Origin of the sequence: uncultured Thalassospira sp., from assembly GCF_963976115.1 — a bacterium.
Taxonomy (GTDB): Bacteria; Pseudomonadota; Alphaproteobacteria; order Rhodospirillales; family Thalassospiraceae; genus Thalassospira.
This window is the reverse complement of record NZ_CAXBJJ010000011.1, coordinates 88,874-110,349: the sequence shown is the minus strand read 5'-3', so window position 1 is coordinate 110,349 and position 21,476 is coordinate 88,874. Positions and strand designations below refer to the sequence as shown.

General features: G+C 56.6%; 19 protein-coding genes. 9 read left to right on the top strand and 10 right to left on the bottom strand.

Features of this window, described 5'->3' with window-relative positions; translation table 11 throughout:
* Positions 1-3: 3 nt before the first annotated feature.
* The 7 genes from AAC086_RS15720 to AAC086_RS15690 form a co-directional block, all read right to left on the bottom strand.
* Positions 4-1,119 (bottom strand): glycosyltransferase family 4 protein, encoded by a 1,116-nt coding sequence (locus AAC086_RS15720; RefSeq protein ID WP_339780034.1) that lies wholly within the window; start codon positions 1,117-1,119, stop codon positions 4-6.
* Complete coding sequence (locus AAC086_RS15715; protein ID WP_339780032.1) at positions 1,112-1,972, bottom strand: glycosyltransferase family 2 protein; 861 nt, start codon at positions 1,970-1,972, stop codon at positions 1,112-1,114. Before AAC086_RS15715 ends, AAC086_RS15720 begins: the two co-directional genes overlap by 8 nt.
* Positions 1,930-3,777 carry a hypothetical protein gene (locus tag AAC086_RS15710; protein ID WP_339780030.1) on the bottom strand — a complete coding sequence of 616 codons (1,848 nt, stop codon included), beginning with the start codon at positions 3,775-3,777 and terminating at the stop codon, positions 1,930-1,932. Before AAC086_RS15710 ends, AAC086_RS15715 begins: the two co-directional genes overlap by 43 nt.
* Positions 3,762-4,508 (bottom strand): hypothetical protein, encoded by a 747-nt coding sequence (locus AAC086_RS15705; protein ID WP_339780028.1) that lies wholly within the window; start codon positions 4,506-4,508, stop codon positions 3,762-3,764. Before AAC086_RS15705 ends, AAC086_RS15710 begins: the two co-directional genes overlap by 16 nt.
* A complete protein-coding gene (locus tag AAC086_RS15700; protein ID WP_339780026.1) occupies positions 4,496-5,647 on the bottom strand; it encodes a hypothetical protein in 1,152 nt (383 codons plus the stop codon). Before AAC086_RS15700 ends, AAC086_RS15705 begins: the two co-directional genes overlap by 13 nt.
* A complete protein-coding gene (locus AAC086_RS15695; protein WP_339780024.1) occupies positions 5,640-6,842 on the bottom strand; it encodes a glycosyltransferase family 4 protein in 1,203 nt (400 codons plus the stop codon). Before AAC086_RS15695 ends, AAC086_RS15700 begins: the two co-directional genes overlap by 8 nt.
* 198 nt (positions 6,843-7,040) lie before the next feature.
* Positions 7,041-8,051: a glycosyltransferase family 4 protein gene (locus AAC086_RS15690; RefSeq protein ID WP_339780022.1), complete on the bottom strand. Its 1,011-nt coding sequence runs from the start codon at positions 8,049-8,051 to the stop codon at positions 7,041-7,043.
* 192 nt (positions 8,052-8,243) lie between these two features.
* Here AAC086_RS15690 and AAC086_RS15685 point away from each other — a divergent pair, with 192 nt between their 5' ends.
* The 3 genes from AAC086_RS15685 to AAC086_RS15675 all read left to right on the top strand — a co-directional run bounded on the left by AAC086_RS15685 (position 8,244) and on the right by AAC086_RS15675 (position 12,769).
* Positions 8,244-9,857 carry a WecB/TagA/CpsF family glycosyltransferase gene (locus AAC086_RS15685; protein ID WP_339780020.1) on the top strand — a complete coding sequence of 538 codons (1,614 nt, stop codon included), beginning with the start codon at positions 8,244-8,246 and terminating at the stop codon, positions 9,855-9,857.
* A gap of 84 nt (positions 9,858-9,941) precedes the next feature.
* Positions 9,942-12,185: an AAA family ATPase gene (locus AAC086_RS15680; RefSeq protein ID WP_339780018.1), complete on the top strand. Its 2,244-nt coding sequence runs from the start codon at positions 9,942-9,944 to the stop codon at positions 12,183-12,185.
* Positions 12,182-12,769 carry a hypothetical protein gene (locus tag AAC086_RS15675; protein WP_339780016.1) on the top strand — a complete coding sequence of 196 codons (588 nt, stop codon included), beginning with the start codon at positions 12,182-12,184 and terminating at the stop codon, positions 12,767-12,769. Before AAC086_RS15680 ends, AAC086_RS15675 begins: the two co-directional genes overlap by 4 nt.
* Here AAC086_RS15675 and AAC086_RS15670 read toward each other — a convergent pair.
* Entirely contained in the window at positions 12,684-13,994 is a 1,311-nt protein-coding gene (locus AAC086_RS15670; protein ID WP_339780014.1) for an O-antigen ligase family protein, read from the bottom strand. The two genes, AAC086_RS15675 and AAC086_RS15670, sit on opposite strands and share 86 nt — an antisense overlap.
* 214 nt (positions 13,995-14,208) lie before the next feature.
* Here AAC086_RS15670 and AAC086_RS15665 point away from each other — a divergent pair, with 214 nt between their 5' ends.
* The 6 genes from AAC086_RS15665 to AAC086_RS15640 all read left to right on the top strand — a co-directional run bounded on the left by AAC086_RS15665 (position 14,209) and on the right by AAC086_RS15640 (position 20,616).
* Positions 14,209-15,258, top strand: coding sequence for an O-antigen ligase family protein (locus AAC086_RS15665; protein WP_339780012.1), 1,050 nt, complete (start codon positions 14,209-14,211; stop codon positions 15,256-15,258).
* The gene (locus tag AAC086_RS15660; RefSeq protein WP_339780010.1) at positions 15,248-16,447 is read left to right on the top strand and encodes a hypothetical protein; all 1,200 of its coding nucleotides are present in this window, start codon (positions 15,248-15,250) and stop codon (positions 16,445-16,447) included. The genes AAC086_RS15665 and AAC086_RS15660 overlap by 11 nt, the downstream gene beginning before the upstream one ends.
* Positions 16,444-16,686 carry a hypothetical protein gene (locus AAC086_RS15655; protein WP_339780008.1) on the top strand — a complete coding sequence of 81 codons (243 nt, stop codon included), beginning with the start codon at positions 16,444-16,446 and terminating at the stop codon, positions 16,684-16,686. The genes AAC086_RS15660 and AAC086_RS15655 overlap by 4 nt, the downstream gene beginning before the upstream one ends.
* Positions 16,687-16,771: 85 nt before the next feature.
* Complete coding sequence (gene hrpB, locus AAC086_RS15650; RefSeq protein WP_339780006.1) at positions 16,772-19,279, top strand: ATP-dependent helicase HrpB; 2,508 nt, start codon at positions 16,772-16,774, stop codon at positions 19,277-19,279.
* A gap of 124 nt (positions 19,280-19,403) precedes the next feature.
* Entirely contained in the window at positions 19,404-20,105 is a 702-nt protein-coding gene (locus AAC086_RS15645; RefSeq protein WP_339780005.1) for a VIT family protein, read from the top strand.
* A gap of 100 nt (positions 20,106-20,205) precedes the next feature.
* Positions 20,206-20,616 carry a VOC family protein gene (locus tag AAC086_RS15640; protein WP_339780004.1) on the top strand — a complete coding sequence of 137 codons (411 nt, stop codon included), beginning with the start codon at positions 20,206-20,208 and terminating at the stop codon, positions 20,614-20,616.
* 4 nt (positions 20,617-20,620) lie between these two features.
* On the opposite strand, the gene greB is transcribed toward AAC086_RS15640, so the two are convergent.
* Entirely contained in the window at positions 20,621-21,100 is a 480-nt protein-coding gene (gene greB / locus AAC086_RS15635; RefSeq protein WP_339780002.1) for a transcription elongation factor GreB, read from the bottom strand.
* A 136-nt stretch (positions 21,101-21,236) separates the two neighbouring features.
* Entirely contained in the window at positions 21,237-21,455 is a 219-nt protein-coding gene (locus AAC086_RS15630) for a SlyX family protein (protein WP_339780000.1), read from the bottom strand.
* Positions 21,456-21,476: the final 21 nt, after the last annotated feature.

Sequence of the window (21,476 nt, the reverse complement as noted above, 5' to 3'; positions counted from 1 at the left end):
GGGCTATAGCAACCGCGCAAATATATCGCGCAGGTTTTGCGCAAAAATATCGGGATGAAAGGCCGTTTCGCATAAGGTGCGGGCGGCCTTTGCCATTTCTGCCCGCTGTGCAGGTGTGTTATGGGCGTGCAAAATATGGGCGGCCAATTGGGGCGCATCGCCGCTGTCGGTCAGGACAAAGCCGGTCTGGTTTTCAATGACGATATCGCCAAGGGTGCCAATGTTGCTGCTGATAACAGGAACCTCATGCGCCATGGCTTCGAGCACCACCAAAGGCTGGGCTTCGTTGGCATAGCGGCTGGGGAAGACGAATATATCGTTGTTTTGCAGCAAAGTGGTTCTTTTGGCCGGGTCAACGGCCCGGTGATAGTGGCTGTTATTGGCAATACCAGCATCGTTCAGCATTTCCTGTAATTGCAGCTCTGAGACATCCCCCGGCACACCGGCAATGTCAAACCGGAAGCTTATGCCCCGCTTATTTAAAAGGCCAAGTGCTTCAATCAGGGTGTCGATGCCCTTGGTGCGGATCAGGTTGGATAAAAACAGGATGCGAAGGGGGCCAGGATTGTGCGGGGGTTGCGGCTCCGCGTTTTGCGGTGCAGGGATGTCAACGCAATTGGCCAGGATGGCGGTGTCGCAATCAAGCCCGACCAGTTCCGGTTTCAGGGAGTGCCCAGGAATAATCACGACCTGATTTTTGAAAACAACCCGTTGTAACCATGCGGCGATTTTGGAGTGATCGCGCAAGGATTTTAGCCCGCGACCATGCAAATGAATGACGCAGCGCACACCAAAAGCGCGGATCAGCATGGCATAAAGACTGTCGCGCCAAAAAGCCGGGCCGGTCGGGGCAAAACTGAAATAAACCAGATCGGGGCGGTTGGTGAATAAATGCCAGACCAGGCGGCAAAGATAGCACAGGGCCAATATGTATTTGGCATGGCTGGCCCGGCCAATTTGTGAAATATCGCTGGAAAATCGCAACGGCAAGGTTGTGACCCGGTATTGAGCCTGCAAAACCCGTATCGCGCGCTGGTTCATGATGGCCGCCCCATGCAAGGGGGGCGGCAAATGCACCACGGCCAGAATGTGTTTTGGCGTTGGCTTGGCGTCAGGCATCGCTGTTCTGTCGCCATTTTATGCGGGCACAAATTGCCAGGGCAAAATGCCGTAAATCATAAAGATATGTCCAGAATGGCGGTTCGATTCGGGGCCGGTATTTTGCCCGGATGTTTAAAACTGTTTCATGGTAAATTCTGGCAGGCAGTCGGGCATAGTGGCGATCAACACCAGTGTGGCGGGTTACCAGCGGGCAAGAAAGCAATTGCAGGGGCTGCCCGGATTGGGCCATACAGCGTAAATAAAAATCCAGATCAAGGCAGCAGGGCAACGTGGTGTCATATCCGCCCGCCATCTGCCACAGGGTTTTGGGAAAAGCGAGGCCCGAATGATGAAACGGATTGCCGCGATAAAGCCGTGCGGCCGGTATCGGGCGGGGCGGTGCATTTTCGGGCAGGGATGCTGGCATAACCCCGTCAGCTTCGTCTTGTCGGGTGGCTTGGCAAAATATCAGTTGATCGCGATAGTGGGCCGCAAGTTGTTTCATTATCCGCAGGCGGGCCGGATCGCTGCGGTCATCAACATCCTGAATGGCGATAAGGTCGGTTCGGGCGTGTGAAATCGCGAAATTAAGGGCAGCCCCCCTGCCAATCCGGCCTGGGGATAACAGCGTGACACGGGTGTCGTCTTGCAAGACTGGTGGTAAACAAACGGCGGGGAATGATCCGTCATCGACAAGGATGGCCGCGTCATTTTGGCCAAGCAGGGCTTTAAGATTGGCAAAAAATCCCGGCCAGTGCCCCTGCCCATTGTGGATTGTTGTGATTACGGTAATGGTTTTGCCAGCTTTGGCATCGGCATTTTTCGGCATCAGTTTTTTGCCAGCCAGTGCAGTTTCAGCGATGCCTGGCATGTGCCATCCTCAAGCGCGGTTTTTTGGCAAAACAGGGTTTGCGCCAGCCCGAAGGCAGAAAAATGCTTGGACGGGGTTAAATGCAAAGGCGATGAGCCGGTTATTTCCAGCCCGATATGTGGAAAGGATAACCGGTTGGGATGGTGCTGGGTTGCGTGCAGGTCGTGGGGCAAAAACAGCCGAAACAGGCGGATAATATCGTCGGTTTGCGCCGCAGGTGTTGTGGTGTCCGGGCTGTCATTGATGGCGATGTCCGGGTTGATGTCAACGCGGTCGGTAAATTCGATGGCATCGGGGAAAAAGACGATCCGCCGTGTTCCGATATAACCACCAACATGGAAGTGCACCAAAATTGTATCGTCTTGATGCGTTGCTGTATCATAGCGGGCAAACTGATTGCGCAGCGGGCAGCAGGGCAGCGGAACACTGGCGGCACCATACAGGCTGGCAAAATCCTGTTCGCCACCACAAGCAGGCAAAATGATGTGACCGCCGGGGGACGTCACAACCGGCATCGGGGTAACGTCGTAGGGCGCACGCCCCGACAGGTTAAACAGGGCCGAATAATGCGCCGTGCTGCAATGGTGAAAGGGCGAAACAAGCATGTTTTTGCGGTTTTGCGGTTTTGCGGGCGCGGTTGGCGGCGAAGGGTTTTCCGGCGTTGTCAGCGGAAGCTGTGCCGCGCGTAGCAGGAAAAAACCGGCAAAAGCCAGATAGTCAAATTCGCGGTTATAGCTATACCAGCCCGGTGTTTCGGGGTTGTCTGGTCCGGGATTATGGGCGAAGGGCCGGTCTGCTTTATCAGCGAGGGTCGCATCCGATGAAGGTTTGAACGGGTGATAGGTGGCGGGGATGGAATGGGCGCGTAGCGGCATGACATTTGCGGGCAGGGCGGTATCGGCACCGGGATTGGCAAAGGGCGATGCGGGCATTGGTGTTTGCGATTGGGCGAAAAACGGGGCGGACGGAGCGCTGGAATGTCCGCCGCCTTTTGCCAGCAGATTAAGCGGCAATGTGCCGTTTGCGATCAGGCTTTGTTCGATCTGATCCAGCAAAATGGTGGCACAGGTATTTTCACCGGCATTTAGCAGGGCATAAAGGGCGCTAACGGTGCCAAAACTTTGCCCGGCCCCCCGGCCAATCAGGTTGGCGTGGCCGGTTGTTGCCACCAGTTCCGTTATCAGCCCGGTTGCCATGTGCCCCGCCTCGCGACAAACGGGCCGGGTGCTGAAACTCAGCAGGGTGGCGCAAAAGGCATGATATTGCGCCGAAAAGCTGCCTTTACGGTCCATAAAAGCAGCACCATCGCGAAAATGGCGCGAGATCATGCGCCACATCACACGGGCAACAAGGCGTGATGGCCGGTTTCCTTTTTCCAGGCATAACATCCGCAAGATCAGCCAGTTGGCGACACGGGCATTGCGATAGCGTTTGCCCGCCAGAATGCGCTTGCGCATATCTTGTGAAATGCCGGGTGCCTGATACAAGGCAAATTCGATAAATTCGCGATGATAGTCCGGGTCATTGGCCTGATTTTGCAAGGCATCAATCGCGGCCGTGATGGCAGGTTGATATTTATTGCCTCCCAGCCCCTGCCACAGGGCAACGGCAAAGGCGGTGGCATAAAAACTGTGTTGCGGAAAATTGCCATCCGGGCTTTGTTGGGCACAAAGTATATCGGCAATCAGTTTTGCCAGGCGATGCGCCCGGCTTTGTGGTGTCTGGTCTGCTGCATGGGTTTCAGGGGTCGGCGGCGCCGTCATTGTTTTTGTATCGCTATCTGGCGGGTTTATGAAAACCGGCATGTGACCTCCAGATACAGGCTTTGGCCCGGCTTTAAAATGTTGAGCGGCACTGCCTGTATTTCCGGGGCGTGGCGGCCCCATCTTTCGCGCAATCGCCACAGCAAGGCCTTGCCACCGGGAAATCGCCATATCAGGCGGGCCAGTTTTTGCGGGCAGGTTAGCGTAAAAAAACGGTTGGCCCAGCGCAGCCAGATATCGTCTATCGGCGCGGTTGGCAGCAGGCGTGCGTGAATAATCCAGCATGCATCGCGGTCACGCAAATACATATAGGGGGCAAAGCGCCCGGCCCCGTCGGCGTGGTCCAGTGTCACATCAATTTTGTGATGATCGCGGGTTTGCAATTGAACCTTGCGTGTCGGAAACAGACGGTATTTGTCGCTATCGCGATGATAAACTTTTTGCCCGGCAATGATGCCATGGTCAATTGCGGATTTGTCAAACACCAGCCGGATGACCGCATCCTGCAGGGGACCGCCGGTTATGGCGGTAAAACGGGCCGATAAGGTGATGGCATTGCTCCCCTGTGGATGGCGGGTTTGATATTCTAACTGCCAGCGTGAATTTTGAAAATCAACGTCTGATCGCGCATGTTGCACATGGCGGCTGTGATCATCAAGGGTCAGAAATGAAATGCGGTCCGATGCCTCGACCCCCCACGGACCAAAAGTAACGGTGCCGAAGCTGCCGCTGATCAGGCGGTTATCAATAATGCGCGATATTAGTTCTGGCATGAGGGCTGCCTTTGCCAGATGTTAAACCGTGTGGCGACAACAAACAGCACTGCCAAAACAGCCAGTTTGGTATTCATGGCCACAAGAATGCTGCTGGCCGAGCCCAACTGTGCCAGCGCCCAGGCACTGCTTACACAAATGGCCAGTGCCAGTGCTGCCAGGGGCAAATGCCCGGGGTGTTCCTGCAGGATCAAAACTTGCCGCAGCACAAGTGCTAACAGAAGCGGCCATGGGGCGGCTATGCGTAATATGTCAGCGCTTTGTTCGGTGCTGTGCCCAAATAGCAGGGTTAAGGCCGTATCGGGCAGAACCAGCAAGCCAAGGGCGATAAAACTTGCGGGCAGTAACAGCCAGATATCGCGCCCGGCCCCGGTTTGTTTTTGCGCAAACAACACCCCGGATATGGCGCTAAAACCGGCAGCGCACAATAGTAACAGGCGATGCACCAGCATCAGCACATCGTGGTCGCCAGGCGGAAGTGCGGATTGCACAAACGCAATATCAATATTGGGTAATAACCCCGCCAGCAAGGTGAATAAAACCAGTTGCGGCCAGATTTTGATGTTCAGGGTATTGGCCGAGGCTCCGGCGTTTTGTGCGATGTCATGTCGGCCAGACCCTGCCCCAAAAGCCGATGCCAGGCAGGATGTGAGGCTTATCGCAGGTGCGCAGGCATAAAGCCACGCTACGCCATTGGCACTGGTGCTGGCATAAAGTGCGATGGCGATACCGGCAATTTGGCCAAGACTGCCTATTGCCAGAATGCGGTGAAATTGCAGGCGGGCAGTGATGATCCAGTCGGGCGACAGGGCAGCGGCCAGTGGCATAATAAGAACGGGCCATGCGACAGGCGGCAGGCGGGGGGCCAAGAGGACAATAGCCGTTAGCGCAAGGCCAATGCGCAGCATGACAATGGCGATAATCGCCTGTCTTTGCCGGTTTTGCGCCAGCCGCACCAGCAAGGGCCCACAACCCGCCTGGGTAAGGCTAACGGCCACGCCAATGGTAACAATGGCGCTGAAATAATCGGCGAGAAGACCGGGGGCAATGGCATGGCCCAAAATCAGGACCATGATCCATCCCCCCGCCCGGTTCAGCACGGTTGCCGCAATCATCCAAAGCGGGGCGCGATTATCCATGACGGGTTAATACCCGGTCATAGGCTGCACAAACCCGGTTGCCATATCCTTCGCCAAGTTGGGCGGCGATGGCATTTTTTGCATTTTGCCCCAGTTTTGCTGCCAGCGCGCGGTCCTGCATCAGCCGTGTGACGGCAAGAACAAGGGCATCTGGATCGCGCGGCGGGATTAAAACGCCGCTATGCCCGTCTTTGATGATGCTGCCTGCCGCCGCAGTGGCGATAACAGGCAGGCCGGTTGCCATGGCTTCTTGCACGGCCAGACTGGACCCCTCGGAAAGGGACGGAAACAAGAACAAATCGGCGGTTTTCAGGGCATCAAGAATGGCGTCTGGGGCCTGTGGTCCATGCCATGTTGCGCCATTTGGCAACTGGGCCAACAGGGATCGGGCACAATCGCGCGCAGGACCGATCAGGGATAGTTTTACCGCCGGGCCAGACCGGGTGCGCAGGGTTTTAAACCCGTCAATCAATGTTGCCAGCCCCTTTGCCAGCGCCATGTCCCCAATGTAAAGCAGGTCAAAGGGGGGGCCGGGCACCGCGACATTTGGGGCAGGACGCAGGGCAAGGCACTGCCGGGCCAAGGGGGCATCGAATGGCACGATATGGATGTGGCTTTCGGCAACGCCACAGGTTGCCAAACCCTGTGCAACCGTTTCCGACGGGGCAAAAACAGCATCGGCAAAGCGGGCTTCACTTACACGGCGGCGGGCCAGAAACGGCGATATTTCACGCCATTTCCGGTGATGGGCGCGGTATTCATCGCCTAACTGTCGGGCGCGGATGGGGGCAAGTTGACCGGTAACATCGCTGATGGTCAGCACACCGTTTTTACGCGCCCGTCGCATGGCCGGAAGGCTGTAATTGCCTTGTCCGTGCATGATGCGTGCCGTTGCGGGCATATGCGAGGCCGCCAGCCACGATAACGGCAGATCCGATGCCAGATTATAGCCCGGCAACCGGCATTTGCGTGCAACATGGCCCAAAAGATCGGGCAGGATATGGCGACCGGGAACGGATGACAGATTGGCATCGACCTGGCGCGAGGGGCGGTTAAGCACGTTACCGGTTTGGGGGCCGCGGCTGGAATGCCGCCAGAAACTGTCCCAGCGGGCAAGCCTGCCCTGGGATGCGAGGTGCGCGCCTAAAATGGCGAACTGGTCGACCCTGCCAATCATCCAGATATCGGCCGTCATTGCAGCTCACCACATGTCATGCGCGCGTTCGCAATGGCCTCGCATGTAACCTGATCCTTGATAACGAAAGCATCCTGCATTTTCATAAACGGCCAATTCCCCAATATGCCCGCAATGTTGCAAACAGATAAAACCATATCTGACAATTATGGGTTGAGGCAAAACAAACCCGTAAGCCTGTTGTCACTGTACTGTATTTTACCCGATGGCTGCCCGGCAGGCTTGCCATGTCTGTTGGGCAATATTGCGCGGTGTATTGCGCACAATCGCTTGTTTTTGCAACGATAAATGCCGGTTGCGATAGGCTGGATCGGCCAACAGGCGTTTGATCGATGTCACCCAGTTTTCCATGCCTAAAGGCGGAAGGGGTAACATGGTTTCACCCGCAACCAGCACATCACGGGCAACACCGACCTGATCAGAAGCCACAACGATTGTGTCACAAACCATCGCCTCGACCACGGCAACACCATAGGCATCGTTAAGCGATGGCAACAAAAGCAGACGGGCGCTGGCATAAACCGGGGCCAGTTTGTGCGGGGGCATTGGCGCAAGCAGTGTTGTGATGCCGCCAAGGCGTAATGCGGTCAATTTTGCCTGAATGGCTGTAGCGTTACGGGCGGGCACGCCGACAATGCAGATGCGGGAAATGGCGTGTTGCCGCGAAAGGGCGCTTGCGATGGACAGAAAATGGTCAAAGCCCTTTTGTGCGGTCGGGCGGGCGCACCATAAAAGGTCATAGGGGCGTTGATCAAAATCAGGCAGGGCTTCGCGTGATAACGGGGCAAAGGACGGGGCGATGGGAATAACCGAAATTTTATCAGCCGTTATGCCGTGGTCCAAAAACCATTGTTTGCCCGGCGCGCTGGCCGCAATGGCCCCTTTGGCATGGGAAATCATGATACAGCGCATTTTCGCCCGCAACGGGTTTTTAAAGGCGGCATCAGACTGCGCCCAGCCATCAAATCGGACAATATAGGGAATGTTTTGCGCCCGGCACCAATGATGGGCCTGCCACATCGCCCAGCCAAAGCCTGAGACAATGACGATATCGGGTGCAAATTGCGCCAGATGCCGCGCGGGCGATGATGTTATGGCGATAGACCGGTTTTCAGACAATGACAGCCGAATGCCAGGAAATATGATTTGTGAAAACGGGCCGGTTTGATCGGGCCAGTCGCGCTGGGGTTCGGTTTTATGTGTACGCATAATGCGAAATTCGCCACCGGATGCCTGCACCATTTTTGCAAGTATCGCATGGGAACAGTACCTGTAAGGCGGGATCAGATTGGTAATCAGTGCAATTTTCACGTTTGGCTTTCAATATAGGGATGTTTTTTTGTTAACTTATGCCATCCTAGGGTTTCATTTGGTAGCAAACTGAACCGGGGGGCAGTGTGCTTGGGGGAAAACAACCGTTTCTTTGACCTGCAACTGGACCGGCGCGGGCCGGAACAATTGTGCAACGATATTCTGGCGGGGTTGGAACAGAACCAGCGCCTGCGCCATATTTCCTTAAATGCGATCAAGCTGGTGGCGGCGGGCAAGGACCGCGCCCTGTGGGATGCCTTGCGGTCGTGCGATTGTTTAAGTGCGGATGGCATGGGCATTGTCTGGGCGGCAAAGTTGCTGGGGTATCGGCTGGCCGGGCGCGTAACCGGGATTGATTTAATGATGGCCCTGATGCCGGGCCTGGCCGCACAGGGATCATCGGTTTTTTTGCTGGGTGCACGCCCCGATATTGTGGATCGCACCCGCACCCGACTGTTGCATGATTATCCCGGTTTAACCCTTGCCGGGTGGCGGCACGGCTATGATGCGACAGACGCCGAAATGGCAGATTTAATCGCCAAAAGCGCGGCGGATGTGGTGTTTGTGGCCTTGCCCAGCCCGCGCAAGGAACGATTCGTGATGGATTATGCCGATGCCAGCGGGGCGCGGCTGCTGATCGGGGTTGGTGGGGCCTTTGATGTGATTTCAGGCCAGGTCAAACGCGCACCGATGGGTTGGCAAAATGCCGGGATGGAATGGTTATGGCGGGTCTTGCAGGCTCCGCGCGCCATGAGCCCACGCTATGCCAAAGGGTTGTTTCAGTTTGCAGTGCTGGTGGCGGGGCAAGCGTTAAAAAACCGGCATTGGCAGGTTTGGCGGTTGTCGCGTTTGACATTGATCAGCTTGCTGGCAAGTGCTGCGGTGATGGGGTCTGTTTTAGGGGCCGGGTCGGCACTGGGGCAGACGGCGTTGCCTGCCCGTGCAAACGCCCCGGAGACGTCGGATCAGAACAATGTTGGCGCACAGCTAAAACACGAATTGTCGCAATTGGTGGCAAATGGGGCCGGGCGGGGGGGCGGCAGTGATGACATGGTGCGATCCGTTGCGACCGTTATGGCCGGGTTTTTTACCTCACTGGTGCAGGCGCAACATCCCGGGATGTTACCTGCAATTGACGGGCAGACCCTGACGGGGATTTTGGCCGCATTTTTTGAATATTCCGACATCGTTGCACCGCAAACAGGGCGGGGGGACAATTCTGTTCGCGATGAGTTGACGGTGAAAGTGCCGCAGAGCGAAACCTTGCAAAACATTGGCGTTAAAATCATTCAGGCGCTGGAACAGTGTTTTGCCAAATTGATTGTGCAGCAATTTATACCCGCCACCTTGATGGGGGGCATACAGGGTATATTGATGCAGGCCTTGCTGGTGGCGATTTTGCGATATGGCAAAGGCGGCGGCGACCCGGCCCAAATGGCGTTTCAATATGCGCCCGGCCTGTCGGCGGCGGCATTTGGTATGACGGGCGACGGGTTTGACCGGTTTTCGCCTGTAAATCAACCGGAACAATCCCCGCAAAATACGGGGATTGATGTTTATCTTCCCGGTTTGGTTTGGTTAAATGCGCTGCCCCCGGATCATGGCGATAAATATATTCCCGCCCCGTTTGAAGATGAAAAACCGGTAAAACAGAATCCCAACGGAAACGATGGCTGGTGGCCCGATGATGCCAGCCCCCGATAGTTTTCGATGCTGCCGGAATGACTGTTTCCCGTTTGTTTAGAGCCAATTGGGCAAGTTAATGATGCCAAGTTTTGACGAGATGAGATGACGCAGGGTTCTTCCCGGATCAAAGCGGTTGGGCAGGCCGTGACGCTGGCCGATATGGTGCCGCTGATCTGGCGTCGCCGGGGCGGGGCGTTACTGGTGTTTGCCGTTTTCCTGGCTTTGAGCGTGTTTTTGGTGCCGCTATGGCAACCGATGTTTCGGGCGTCTGGCCAGATTGGCTTTTTACCGTGGATACCGGCGCCGTTGGCATTGGCAGATAACGCGCCGCCCGCACCGGTTTTTCAAATTTCCGATCTTGATACCGAGATGGCAATGGTGCGCGGCACGGCGGTTTTGTCTGCCGCGCGGGCTGTTTTGCAAGGCGATGGCATTGTGTTCGATCCAAAACCGTCGCGACTGGCCCGCTGGCTGGGGATCAAAGCGGCGCAAGATACGATGGTGGTGCCGCCAGGCATGACGGCCGAAAGGATGCGCGAAAACCGCGATATCGCTATTTTGCGTGGCAAGATCAAAACAGCCCAAATCAATAACGCCCGTGTGATTGAAATATCGCTGTTTGACCCGGACCCGGAACGCGCCCGCGAGATGCTGGACGCCGTGATTGATAGTTACGTGTGGAAACGCGAAAACGATTTGCGCCGCAAGCTGGCCGATCAATATGACGAAACCGTGCGCCAGCGCGCGCAAGCTGACGCCGCATTGGCGCACATTCAGCAAGAGTTGATTGACTGGCAAGACCGGCACCCCTTGACCGGTTTTGTTGCGGGTGTTGGTGGTCGCGGTGCGGCAGGTTCGGGCGACAGCGATTTGGGGCGAGAACTGGAAAATATTCGCGCGCAACGCCAGGCGGCACAGATTGATCTTTTGGCGGTGCAGGCCCGCCAACAGGCGATTGCCGCGACACAGGGCGATGTGGCGCACTTGATGAAGCTGCCCGAAATTGCCAACAGTGACACCGTGCGTGAACTGAATTTGCGCCTGGCTGTTTTGCGGGGAACGAAAGCTGATCTGGGCCGCCGTTATGGGCCACGCCACCCGCTGGTGACGGCCAATGATGCGCAAATTGCCCAGGCGCGGCATGATTTAACCAGCGCCATATCCGCACAAATTGCCGCCATTGACCGCGATGCGCAAAATGCGGCCACCCGGCTTGGTGCTTTTGCACAGGAATATAACCGGGTGATGGCGCAGGCTGCGGGCGATAATCGCGACCGGCTGGCGTTTGATCAGTTAAGTCGCAAGCTTGATGCCGTAACTGCCGAGGTATCGGTTTTGACAGATCGGGCGCGGATCATGCAGTCGGAACTGGCCGCATTGCGCCCCGATGTTGAAATTGTGCAAATTCCCGAAACACCGGGAAAACCGGTTTTTCCCTCGCGTAAGGACATCGCAGTGATTGCGATTGCCTTATCGGCCTTGCTGGCGATGGCGGCGGCCATTTTGCGCGAATATTTTGACCGGGCCTTGCACCGGGCTGGCGAAGCTGAAACGTTAACCGGCCTGCCGGTTTTTGCCGTATTGCCGCGTGTTTCCCCCCGCCCGGTCCGGCGGGTGGTGGAAGAAGAAAACGAGGCGATTGGTCATTTGCAAACCATTATTCGTTTACGGCGTGATGTTGGGCGTAACGCAAGCCATGAAGGCGCTGCCGACGGATATGGCGGGCGGGTTGTTTGTATAACATCGCCGATGCCGGGCGAGGGCAAAAGCCGGTTGGCCCAAAAAATAACCGCCCGTTTTGCCCAAAATGGACAGCGGGTTTTGTTGCTGGACGGGGATTTGCGCCGCCCGACGCTGGAGAAACAGCCAATTGCCGGGCGTGTTGGGCCAGTTGATAGCAACAAGCCGGATTTTTCGCTGGTTTTACAAGGTGATGCGGCGCTGGATCAGGCGATTTTCCCGGTTCGGCTGCCCGATGATCACGACGGGACACCGGGGGATGTTTATTATGATTTTTTAGGCGCGGAAGATGCCGTGTCGTCGGCCCTTGCCGGGCAATTGATGGCGGAAAAGCTGTTGGGTTTGATGCAGGATTTGCGCCATCGCTATGATTATATCGTGGTGGATGCACCGCCAGTTTTGGCGGTGGCAGATGCGATCTGGCTGATGCGGGCGGCGGATGACCGGTTATTGTTGTTGCGCGCGCAAAAAAGCCGCCGGGATGATATCCTTGATGCCATTCAACGCCTGGAACAGGCCGATTGCGCGGCAGATGGCCTCATTTTTAGTGGTGTTTCGCGCCGTGGGGCCTATTACGGCGGTAAAAAACGGCGAACACGATCATGACAGGACGCAATCGTCGTGATTTTGAGCACAAAGATGTGCCAAACCTAGCCGCTAGCACTTCTGCCGCCCCGCAAAACCCGTTGCAAACCGGTTTTGGCACAAAACGCGGGATACGAATTTACATCGTCGCGGGTTTGGCGATGGCGGTCGTGATGTTGGGTCTTGCGGGCTGGCAGATTTGGCAGGTGGCGCGGGCCTTGCCCGATCTGCGCGATTATCAAGCCGCGTTTCGGGATGGTGACGGCATTGTTCTGGCAAGCCAGCGCCAGCAAATTGACCGTGCGATGCGCGCGCAGGATTGGCCCCGTGCCAGCAAATTGTTAACACAGTTAAAACGGGTTTATCCCAATGATGTGAATGTGTTGCTGCAAGATGTGCGCGTGCGGATTTTAATGTTGCCGAACGTTGTGGCGTCCCGGGATGAGCAGGCAAAACGCCGGGCGGAACTGACCGATGCGCTTCGGGTGATTATGACCCTTGCAGGTAAGGATGAAGCGGTTAGGCAAAAGGTTGAGATGTTGCTGGCTGCGATGATGATGCAGGTGCGGCCGAGGTTTGATGATGAATTGCCAACCCGACCATGAGCAGGGCGGGTAAAATCACCGCAGGTAATGCCGTAACGCCATCAAACAGGGATTGCACCAAAAAAGCAGTTAAAACAGCCACGATAAGCGCGAATTGCGGGCGTGTTTTGGCTTGGCGCGCCATATTGCGCAGCACGGATGTGATGACATAGCCCGTTAGCCCGCATATGAGCAGGAAGACAGGCAGACCCAGCACCAACATGCCATCAAGCCATAAATTATGGCTGCTGGCCCAGCGGGCTTGTGTATTTAACCCCGGTGATGCTGCGTAGTGCAGGGCAGCAGCAATACCGTTCGGGCCATAGCCTGTAAACGGGCGGTTCATAAGAGCGTTTATCGCACTTTGCCAGACATCATCGCGTTGAAGCCAGTCGCGCCGGGCCAGTTGGGCGAAGCGGGTGGAAAGTGCCGGGGTGGCAAAAACAGCCCCGGTCATGGCAAGGATGGTTGCTGACAGGGTTAGTATTTTTACCCCGTTTCGGCCCGGCAATGCCAGCCAGATATAGATGATGGTACCCATGATCAGGGCGAGGATACCGGCGCGCGAATGACTGGCAAGGGCCGATAAAAGCAGCACAATTGCCAGTGCCAGCCAGCCACCATGTCGGTCCAGCTTGTCGCGGATTGTGCCGGTCGGCTGCTGCCATAGATAAAGACAGGCGAAAAAACCTGCCGCCATCAGGGCGCAAAATGCATTGCGATTGGCATAGGTGCCGGTGAAATCGTTGATATGGGCGGTTTTGACAAACCATAAAGTGCCCGGCGCATTCAGGGCGAACAGGCTTGTCGCGATGGCCGCTTGCAAACACGCACTGGCGACGATGGCCCGGCAGATGATGGTAAGCTGGCTTTTTAGATCATTTTGTGCGGCGCATAGCATGATAATGGCGCCAAGCCACAACACATAAAGAACGGCATCGGGCGCGTGCGATGGGGCGAGTGACAGCGAGGTGGTTTGAAACGGCAGGGTCATTGACGATGGCCATACGGGAAGGGCTTGCAAAGCAAGCCAAACACAGGCGATGCCCCCGATAAGGAAAATGACCCCACTGGAATTTGAAAAATGACGTTCCGCTGACGTGCGTTGGTGAAGGATGTGGCCCACAAGGGCGACAGCAACCGGAAGCGATAGCAGTGCGATCGCCCATGGCCGTGCTCCGCCCAGCAAAACCGGGGCGGTCAATATTTCAAATATCAGAACCCGGCGGGTTGTCGCGGCAGTCATGACGGGATTTGACCCCTGAGGATGCAGGACATAAGTGTAGGTTCAACCCGGCCCCGTGTCATGGCATTTTGCCACGTAGAACAATGAGAGAGAATTGATCCCGTCATCCAGCTCAAAGCAAAACCGCCAAAATGAGAAAAGCGATAAAGATACGAGGCGACAAGGTGCTGTGTCTTATCTCAGGCAAGGGCGTACCGGGATGTTGCGGGTTTTTATGTCTGTTATTGGTATGGCCGTTATTGCGGTGTCGTTATGGGCATTGCCACTGGGCGGAACAATTACCAAAATTCTGCTGATTTTGTGGGCCTTAACCGGAATATTGGGCGCGATGACGCGCGCGGTATTCATGCTTGATGTGGCATTGGCCGCGCTGGTTTGGGGCGGTCTTTCGGTCTGGATTTTGCTGGTTTCCCCGGATATGGGGGCGGCCTTTCGGTTGGTGGGAAATCTGGCAATATTACCGTTGGGTCTTGCCGTGGGCATGATGCAGGGGCGACGCTGCCTGTGGCTGCTCATGGTGCCCGTGCTTGTTTATGTTTTGATTGATAGTGAATTTTTGCTCACCAGCGAAGGCTGGCGTTTGAACAATCCGTTTTTGTTTCTTGCCCTGTTTGTGATGGCGGTGGCGGGGCACACAAAATCGGCAGCGCCAGACGAAACCCTTAAAACCGGATTTTGGCCGCTGGTGGTGGCGGTGATTGCGGCGGGAGGCATCTTTGCCAGTCAGACCCGGATTGCGGTTTTGGCAATGGTTCTTGTCATGGCGGCGCGTCTTCGTTTTACCCATGCCTGGACCTGGCTGTTGGGCTTACCATTGGCGGGGGGAGCTTTGTGGTCGGTGATGGATGCCTTGCCACGGTTGTTATTCACCCATGCCAGCGGGCGCTTGGTCTATTGGCAGCTATTTTGGCAGCAATGGTGGCAGGGCACAGCGCAAAATCGCTGGCTAGGCTTTGGGGCCGGGGCGATTGAACGGCAATTGCAGCATTTGCAAACCGCATCTTCGTTTGGGGCCTTGCATAACGACCATTTTCACATGCTTTATGAAAGCGGTATCGTCGGGGCGGCCTTGTGGCTGATCGGATGGGGGATGATGATTTGGCTGGTGCGGGCCTCAAAGGGGGCGGTTTATATTTTGCTGGCGGTGATGATCACAATGATCACGGACAACACATTGTCTTACGGGCATTATTTACTGTGTAGCGGCCTTGCCGCCGGGGTGGCATGGCATGTGAAAATGCAGGCGGATGACGGTGAGCTCTAACAGCGCGATGACGGTGGATGAAACCGAACGCTTGCGCGCCGTGCGGGGCCGGGTGTGGCAGCATATGGCAGAAAACCGGTTTGCCGGGGCCGATCCGTTTGATGGATTACACAGTAAATATAGCATCGGGTCTTTCATATTGCGCCATCGTATCAGCCGGTTGGCATGGTTGCAGGCGATGAAACATGCCCCGGCGAGAATACGCGACGGGGCCGCCATTCCCCCTATGGTGAACCCGAAAACGCTGGCGTTGCTGTTGGGGGCGGCTGACGGGGTGCCGGTGGCAGATTGGTCCGTTTCGCCGCCATCGTCCGAGGGGGGATTTAACGGGCCGAAGATTGCCGGGGACATAACGCATCAGGTCTTGGCGATGCAAAACCCCGATGGTGGCTGGGGCTACCCGTTTGCATGGCAGGCGCGGGCTTTTTTTGCCAGGCGGGGGCAATCCAATGCCATTGTGACCTGTTTCGTGGTCGATGGTTTGCTGAACGGCGGCAAATTACCGCCCCATCACCCGGCACTGCAGGCGGCAGCCATGTTTTTACAGCGCGATTTGTGGCGTGGCCCGTCGGCAACGGGGGCGGGGGGCGGCTATTTTGCCTATATCGCCGGGGCGGACGCGGAAATTCACAATGTGACCCTGTGGGCGGCGTGGATCTTATGGCGCTTGGTGCCGGGTAATCCCTGTTCACAGCCCGCGATTGACCGGGTTCTGGGCCAGCAATGCGATGACGGGGCGTGGGTCTATGGCCGACGTTCGCATCACGGCTTTATCGATGGCTTTCATAGCGGATATATCCTGGACTTGCTGCATCGCCTTGATGGTGCCGGGTGGCCGGGCCTGCAAAATGCGATGGATCGGGGCTGGCAGTTTTATCAACGTGCATGTTTTGACGGCCAGGGTTTGCCGCGCAGCTTTGCGGGTAAAAACCGCTATCTTGATAGCCATGCGGTGGCACAGGCAATGGCAACATTACAGCGGTTTGGGGCATTGGCGCAGGCCCGCGATGTGGCCCTGTTTGCCATTGACCCGCTTTTTGACCAAAAAAGCGGCGTTTTTTATGCCGGGTTGGGCCGGTTTGGCAAAGATCGGCGGGTTTTTATGCGCTGGACGCAGGCATGGATGGTGTGGGCATTGTCAATTATGATTGATAAGGAAACACTTGGCATTGGTAAACAAGGACGATGATGGAACCCCTTTGTTTTGATCACCCGGACCAGAACCGCGCGGAAAAAGAAGCGGTTTTGCAAAGCCTTGATCCCACGGCGTTTTCTGCCCTGTTTCAACTGACCCGCAAGGAAGCAAGCATTGCCCGCCAAAATGGCGATATGGAACGGCTTTATGCCCTGACACGAGGGTTAAAAACCTTGCAACGGATCAGCGGGGAACGGGGCTTTGTTCTTGCGATCAGGCGGTCTTCACCGTGAGGGGGGTGATGTTCGCGGCTTGCCAGACCGGGTTTAATGTCGAATAACAGGCGCAGCCTTTTATGCCGGAAACTGTCGGGGTTTTATGACGTCTGATTTTCCCAGCCTGCCGATTGATGCCGTTCTGCCCGCCTTGAAAACGGCACTTGTCGATGGCACCAATGCTGTTTTGCAGGCCCCGCCGGGGGCGGGTAAAACCACCATGGTGCCGCTTTCCTTGCGCGGTGCCGACTGGCTGGCGGGGCGCAAGATTATCATGCTGGAACCAAGGCGGTTGGCCGCACGGGCCAGTGCGCGGCGCATGGCGCAATTGCTGGGCGAACAGGTGGGCGAGACGGTGGGCTATCGCGTGCGGTTTGACAGCAAAATATCGGCCAAAACCCGGATCGAGGTGGTAACCGAAGGTATTTTGGTGCGCCAGATTCAGGATGACCCGGAGCTTTCGGGCATTGGTGCGCTGATTTTCGATGAATTTCATGAACGGTCATTGGATGCCGATTTGGGGCTGGCGCTGGCCCTGGAATCGCAGGCAGCCTTGCGCGATGATCTGCGCATTATCGTGATGTCGGCCACGCTGGATGGTGGGCCGATTGCCGCTTTGATGGGCGATTGCCCGCTGATCAGCAGTGAGGGCCGGGCGTTTCCGGTTGAAACCACTTATATGCCGCCCAAGCCGCGTGAATGGATTGAAACCACCATGGTGGCCGCCATTCGGGAGGCGTTGGCAACGCAACATGGCTCCATTTTGGCGTTTTTGCCCGGTCAGGGCGAAATTACCCGGGTGGAAAGCCAGCTTCGGCCGTTATTGGCGGTCAAGGACAAGGTTATTGTCGCCCCGCTGTATGGCGCGATGGACACCAGGGCGCAAGATCTTGCCATTCAGCCCGCACCCGAGGGGTATCGTAAAATTGTGCTGGCAACGGCAATTGCCGAAACCAGCCTGACGATAGATGGTATTCGCGTGGTGGTCGATTGCGGTTTGCAACGCTTACCCCGGTTTGACCCGGCATCGGGGATGACGCGGCTGGTGACAGTCAAATCATCGCAGGCCAGTGCCGAACAAAGGCGGGGCCGCGCCGGGCGACTGGAACCGGGCATTTGTTATCGCCTGTGGGGCGAGGCCGAACACCGTGCCCGCCCGCAATTTAGGGCGCCTGAAATTGCCGAGGCCGATTTGGCCCCGTTAACCCTGGAACTGGCACGCTGGGGTGTGGCCGATGTGACCAGCCTGCCGTGGTTGGATGTGCCCGAGGCCGCAAAGATTGATCAGGCGCGCGATGTGTTGCGTGCCCTTGATGCGATGGATGATGCCAACCGCATAACGCAAATGGGGCAGGCGATGGCGGCATTGCCGGTGCATCCGCGCCTTGCGCATATGATGGTGCGGGGCCAGCAACTGGGCTTGGCCGATACCGCCTGTGCGCTGGCGGCTTTATTGTCGGATCGCGATTTTATGCGCAGTGCCGGGGCCGATTTGCGCCTGCGCATCGAGGCAATGGCACGCGGCCGCGCACCGGGCGTGTTGGCCGAGGCCACACGCCAGCTTTCGCGGCGGTTAAAGCAGGTTGGCAAAATTGTTCGCCGCCCTGTTGACGAAACCGCGAACGATATTGATTTTGCCGACCGCGTGGGGTTGCTCGTCGCCTTTGCCTACCCGGACCGGATTGGCGAGCGCCGACGCGGAGGCGAACCACGCTATCGTTTGTCGGGCGGGCGCGGCGGTGTTTTATCCCGGGAAGACGGGCTGGCGTCCGAGCCATGGCTGGCAGTGGCCGAGCTTGACGGGCAATCGCGAGAAGCCAAAATATACCTTGCCGCCCCGGTATCACAGGCCGCCCTTGAAAGCCATTTCGCCAGCCAGATCCATACCGGAACCGAGGTTTTCTGGGATAGCCAGAACGACATGGTGGTGGCGCGCTGGCAACGGCGCATTGGGGCATTGGTGTTGGAAGAAAAGCCGGTTCATGATGCGGTGGACCCGGCAAAACTGACACAGGCGATGGTCGATGGCGTGCGCAAGTTGGGTCTTTCGTGCCTGAACTGGAGCAAGGAAAGCGAACATTTGCGCACAAGGCTGGCGTTTTTGCATGAACAGGACAGCGAAAACTGGCCCGATATGAGCGATGCCGGGTTGCTGGCCCGCCTGGAAAGCTGGCTGGCCCCGTATTTAACCGGTATTATACGGCGCAGTCAGTTGCGCCAGGTGAATGTAGCCGAAGCTTTGCTGTCGGGCATTGACTGGAACCAGCGCCAAAAGCTGGACCAATTGGCCCCCACCCATTGGACTGTGCCGACCGGATCGCATATTCGGATCGATTACCGGCCCGAAGGCCCGGCTTTGCCGGTGCGATTGCAGGAAATGTTCGGCGCAACCGAAACACCGAAAATTGCCGGGGGCAAGGTGGCGGTGACCTTGCATTTATTATCGCCCGCCCAGCGCCCGTTGCAGGTCACATCGGATTTGATCGGGTTCTGGCAGGGGTCTTATGCGCAGGTAAAGGCGGAAATGAAGGGGCGTTATCCGCGACATTACTGGCCCGATGACCCGTTACAGGCCGAACCGACCCGGCGGATCAAACGCCCGAAAATTTGATAACGGTGCCGTTTGACGTGCCAACCTGGCAAGAAGCAGCCACCCGGCAAAGATTGACCCGCGACAGTTCCAAAAATGAATAAGCCCTGTAAAATTTCTAAATAACCCCATTAAAGGCATCGCCATGAAAACGCATCATCGCATTAACGAAAAACACCTGGTTGAACGGGTGGGGTGGTTGCGTGCCGCCATTATGGGGGCCAATGACGGGATTGTTTCGATTGCCAGCCTGATCGTCGGGGTGGCGGCGGCAAACCCGACACGGGCCGATATATTGCTGGCAGGTGTAGCCGGGTTAATGGCCGGGGCCATGTCGATGGCGGCGGGGGAATATGTGTCGGTCAGTTCGCAATCGGATACCGAAAACGCCGATCTGGCGCGCGAACGGCGCGAACATGAAACAGACCCCGAAGGTGAATTGCGCGAACTGGCCGACATTTATCAAAGCCGGGGGCTGGACGCGCACCTGGCGATGACGGTGGCGCAGCAGATGACGGCAGGCGATGCCGTTGCCGCCCATGCCCGCGATGAGTTGGGCTTGTCGGTGGTTAATGTGGCCCGGCCAATGCAGGCGGCGGTGACATCGGCCTTGATGTTTGCCCTGGGGGCTTTTTTGCCCCTGATAACCGTGTTGCTTGTGCCTGTGGCCTTTATCATCCCCGCTGTTGCGGCGGCGGCCTTGCTGGCATTGGCGATTTTGGGCGGGTTCGGTGCGCAAATTGGCGGGGCAGGAAAAGCACGCGCCATTATGCGGGTGGTATTTTGGGGCATGATGGCGATGCTGTTAACCGCCGTGATTGGCCGGTTGGTGGGGACTGTGGTTTAGGTGTTTAAGCGGGGGACGGATGCAACGTGCCATAGTTTTGCCGGGTATTTTCTGGCAGCATAAAGTTTAGAAATTATGGATGAATGGCTGGGCCTGATTGATGCTGAATGCTGCTACTCCGTTATTAAGCGTTGCCAATATTGACCAAAGCATTGCGTTTTACCGGTGCCTTGGCTTTGTTGTGGTGGCGCGCACCCTTGATGAAGCCAGCCGTGAAGTGATGTGGGTTATGCTGGCAAGTGATGCGCGAGATGTTCCATCCGCCAAAACGGGGCGCGAACCGATCCGGTTGATGCTGGCCGCACATGGTGGTGTTTCGCATGAAGAACGCAAGATGCGGCCATCTTTTGCCGGGATGGTGTGGTATCTGGAATGCGATGATGTGCCGGCATTGTTTGCAGGGCTTGGCGATGCCGGTTATGCCCCCGAACCGATAGAGACGTTGGAAAACGGCAGTTTGCAGTTTTTTGTCCGTGACCCGGATGGTTATGAACTGGCCGTGACGGGTTAGATCTTTAGTCTGGATAGTGGATTTTTAGCACTTCCAGTTCGTCCTCGCCTGCCGGGGTGCGCAACGTAACGGTGTCACCGACTTCGCGTTTCATCAGGGCGCGGGCAACCGGGGACACCCAGCTTATTTTGCCTTTCAGGCTTTCGGCTTCATCCTCGCCGACAATGCGAATGGTTTTTTCTTCGTCGCGTACGTTTACATAGGTGACTTCCGCGCCAAAGAAAATACGCGAATGATCGGGTTGGTCTGCGGAGCGGACAACAACGGCATCCTCGATGCGTTTGCGCAGGTAACGCACCCGGCGGTCGATTTCGCGCAGGCGTTTTTTGCCATAGATGTAATCGCCATTTTCGCTGCGGTCGCCATTGCCCGCCGCCCATGACACAATCGCAACGGTTTCGGGCCGGTCTTTTTTCCAAAGACGGTCCAGTTCGGTGCGGAGCACTTCAAGCCCTTGGGGGGTGATGTAAACTGGTTTGTTCATGCAGGGCTTTTATCGCAAAGATGGCGCTGCGCAAAGGGGGATCACAAGCATCGTCTGTGCAATCGATTGCCAGGACATAACATGCGACACCTGTTTGCGATGCTGCCTGTTGTCGGGCATAACGGATGGACAGTTGTTAATAATGAGGGGGCGGAACGTCGTCTTCGGGTGCTGTTTGCATGAAGTCATTCATGCGTTTCATGTCCTCGCCGAGTAAATGGTTGCGACGTTCAAGAACATCAATGCGATCCCACTGGCGTTTGACCATCATCGACATGTCCGTCATTGCCTGATCAAGGTGGGAAATGCGGGTTTCAAGTTCGATGATGCGGGCTTCAAGGTTTGTATCTGTCATGGGACTCTGTATTTTTGGATG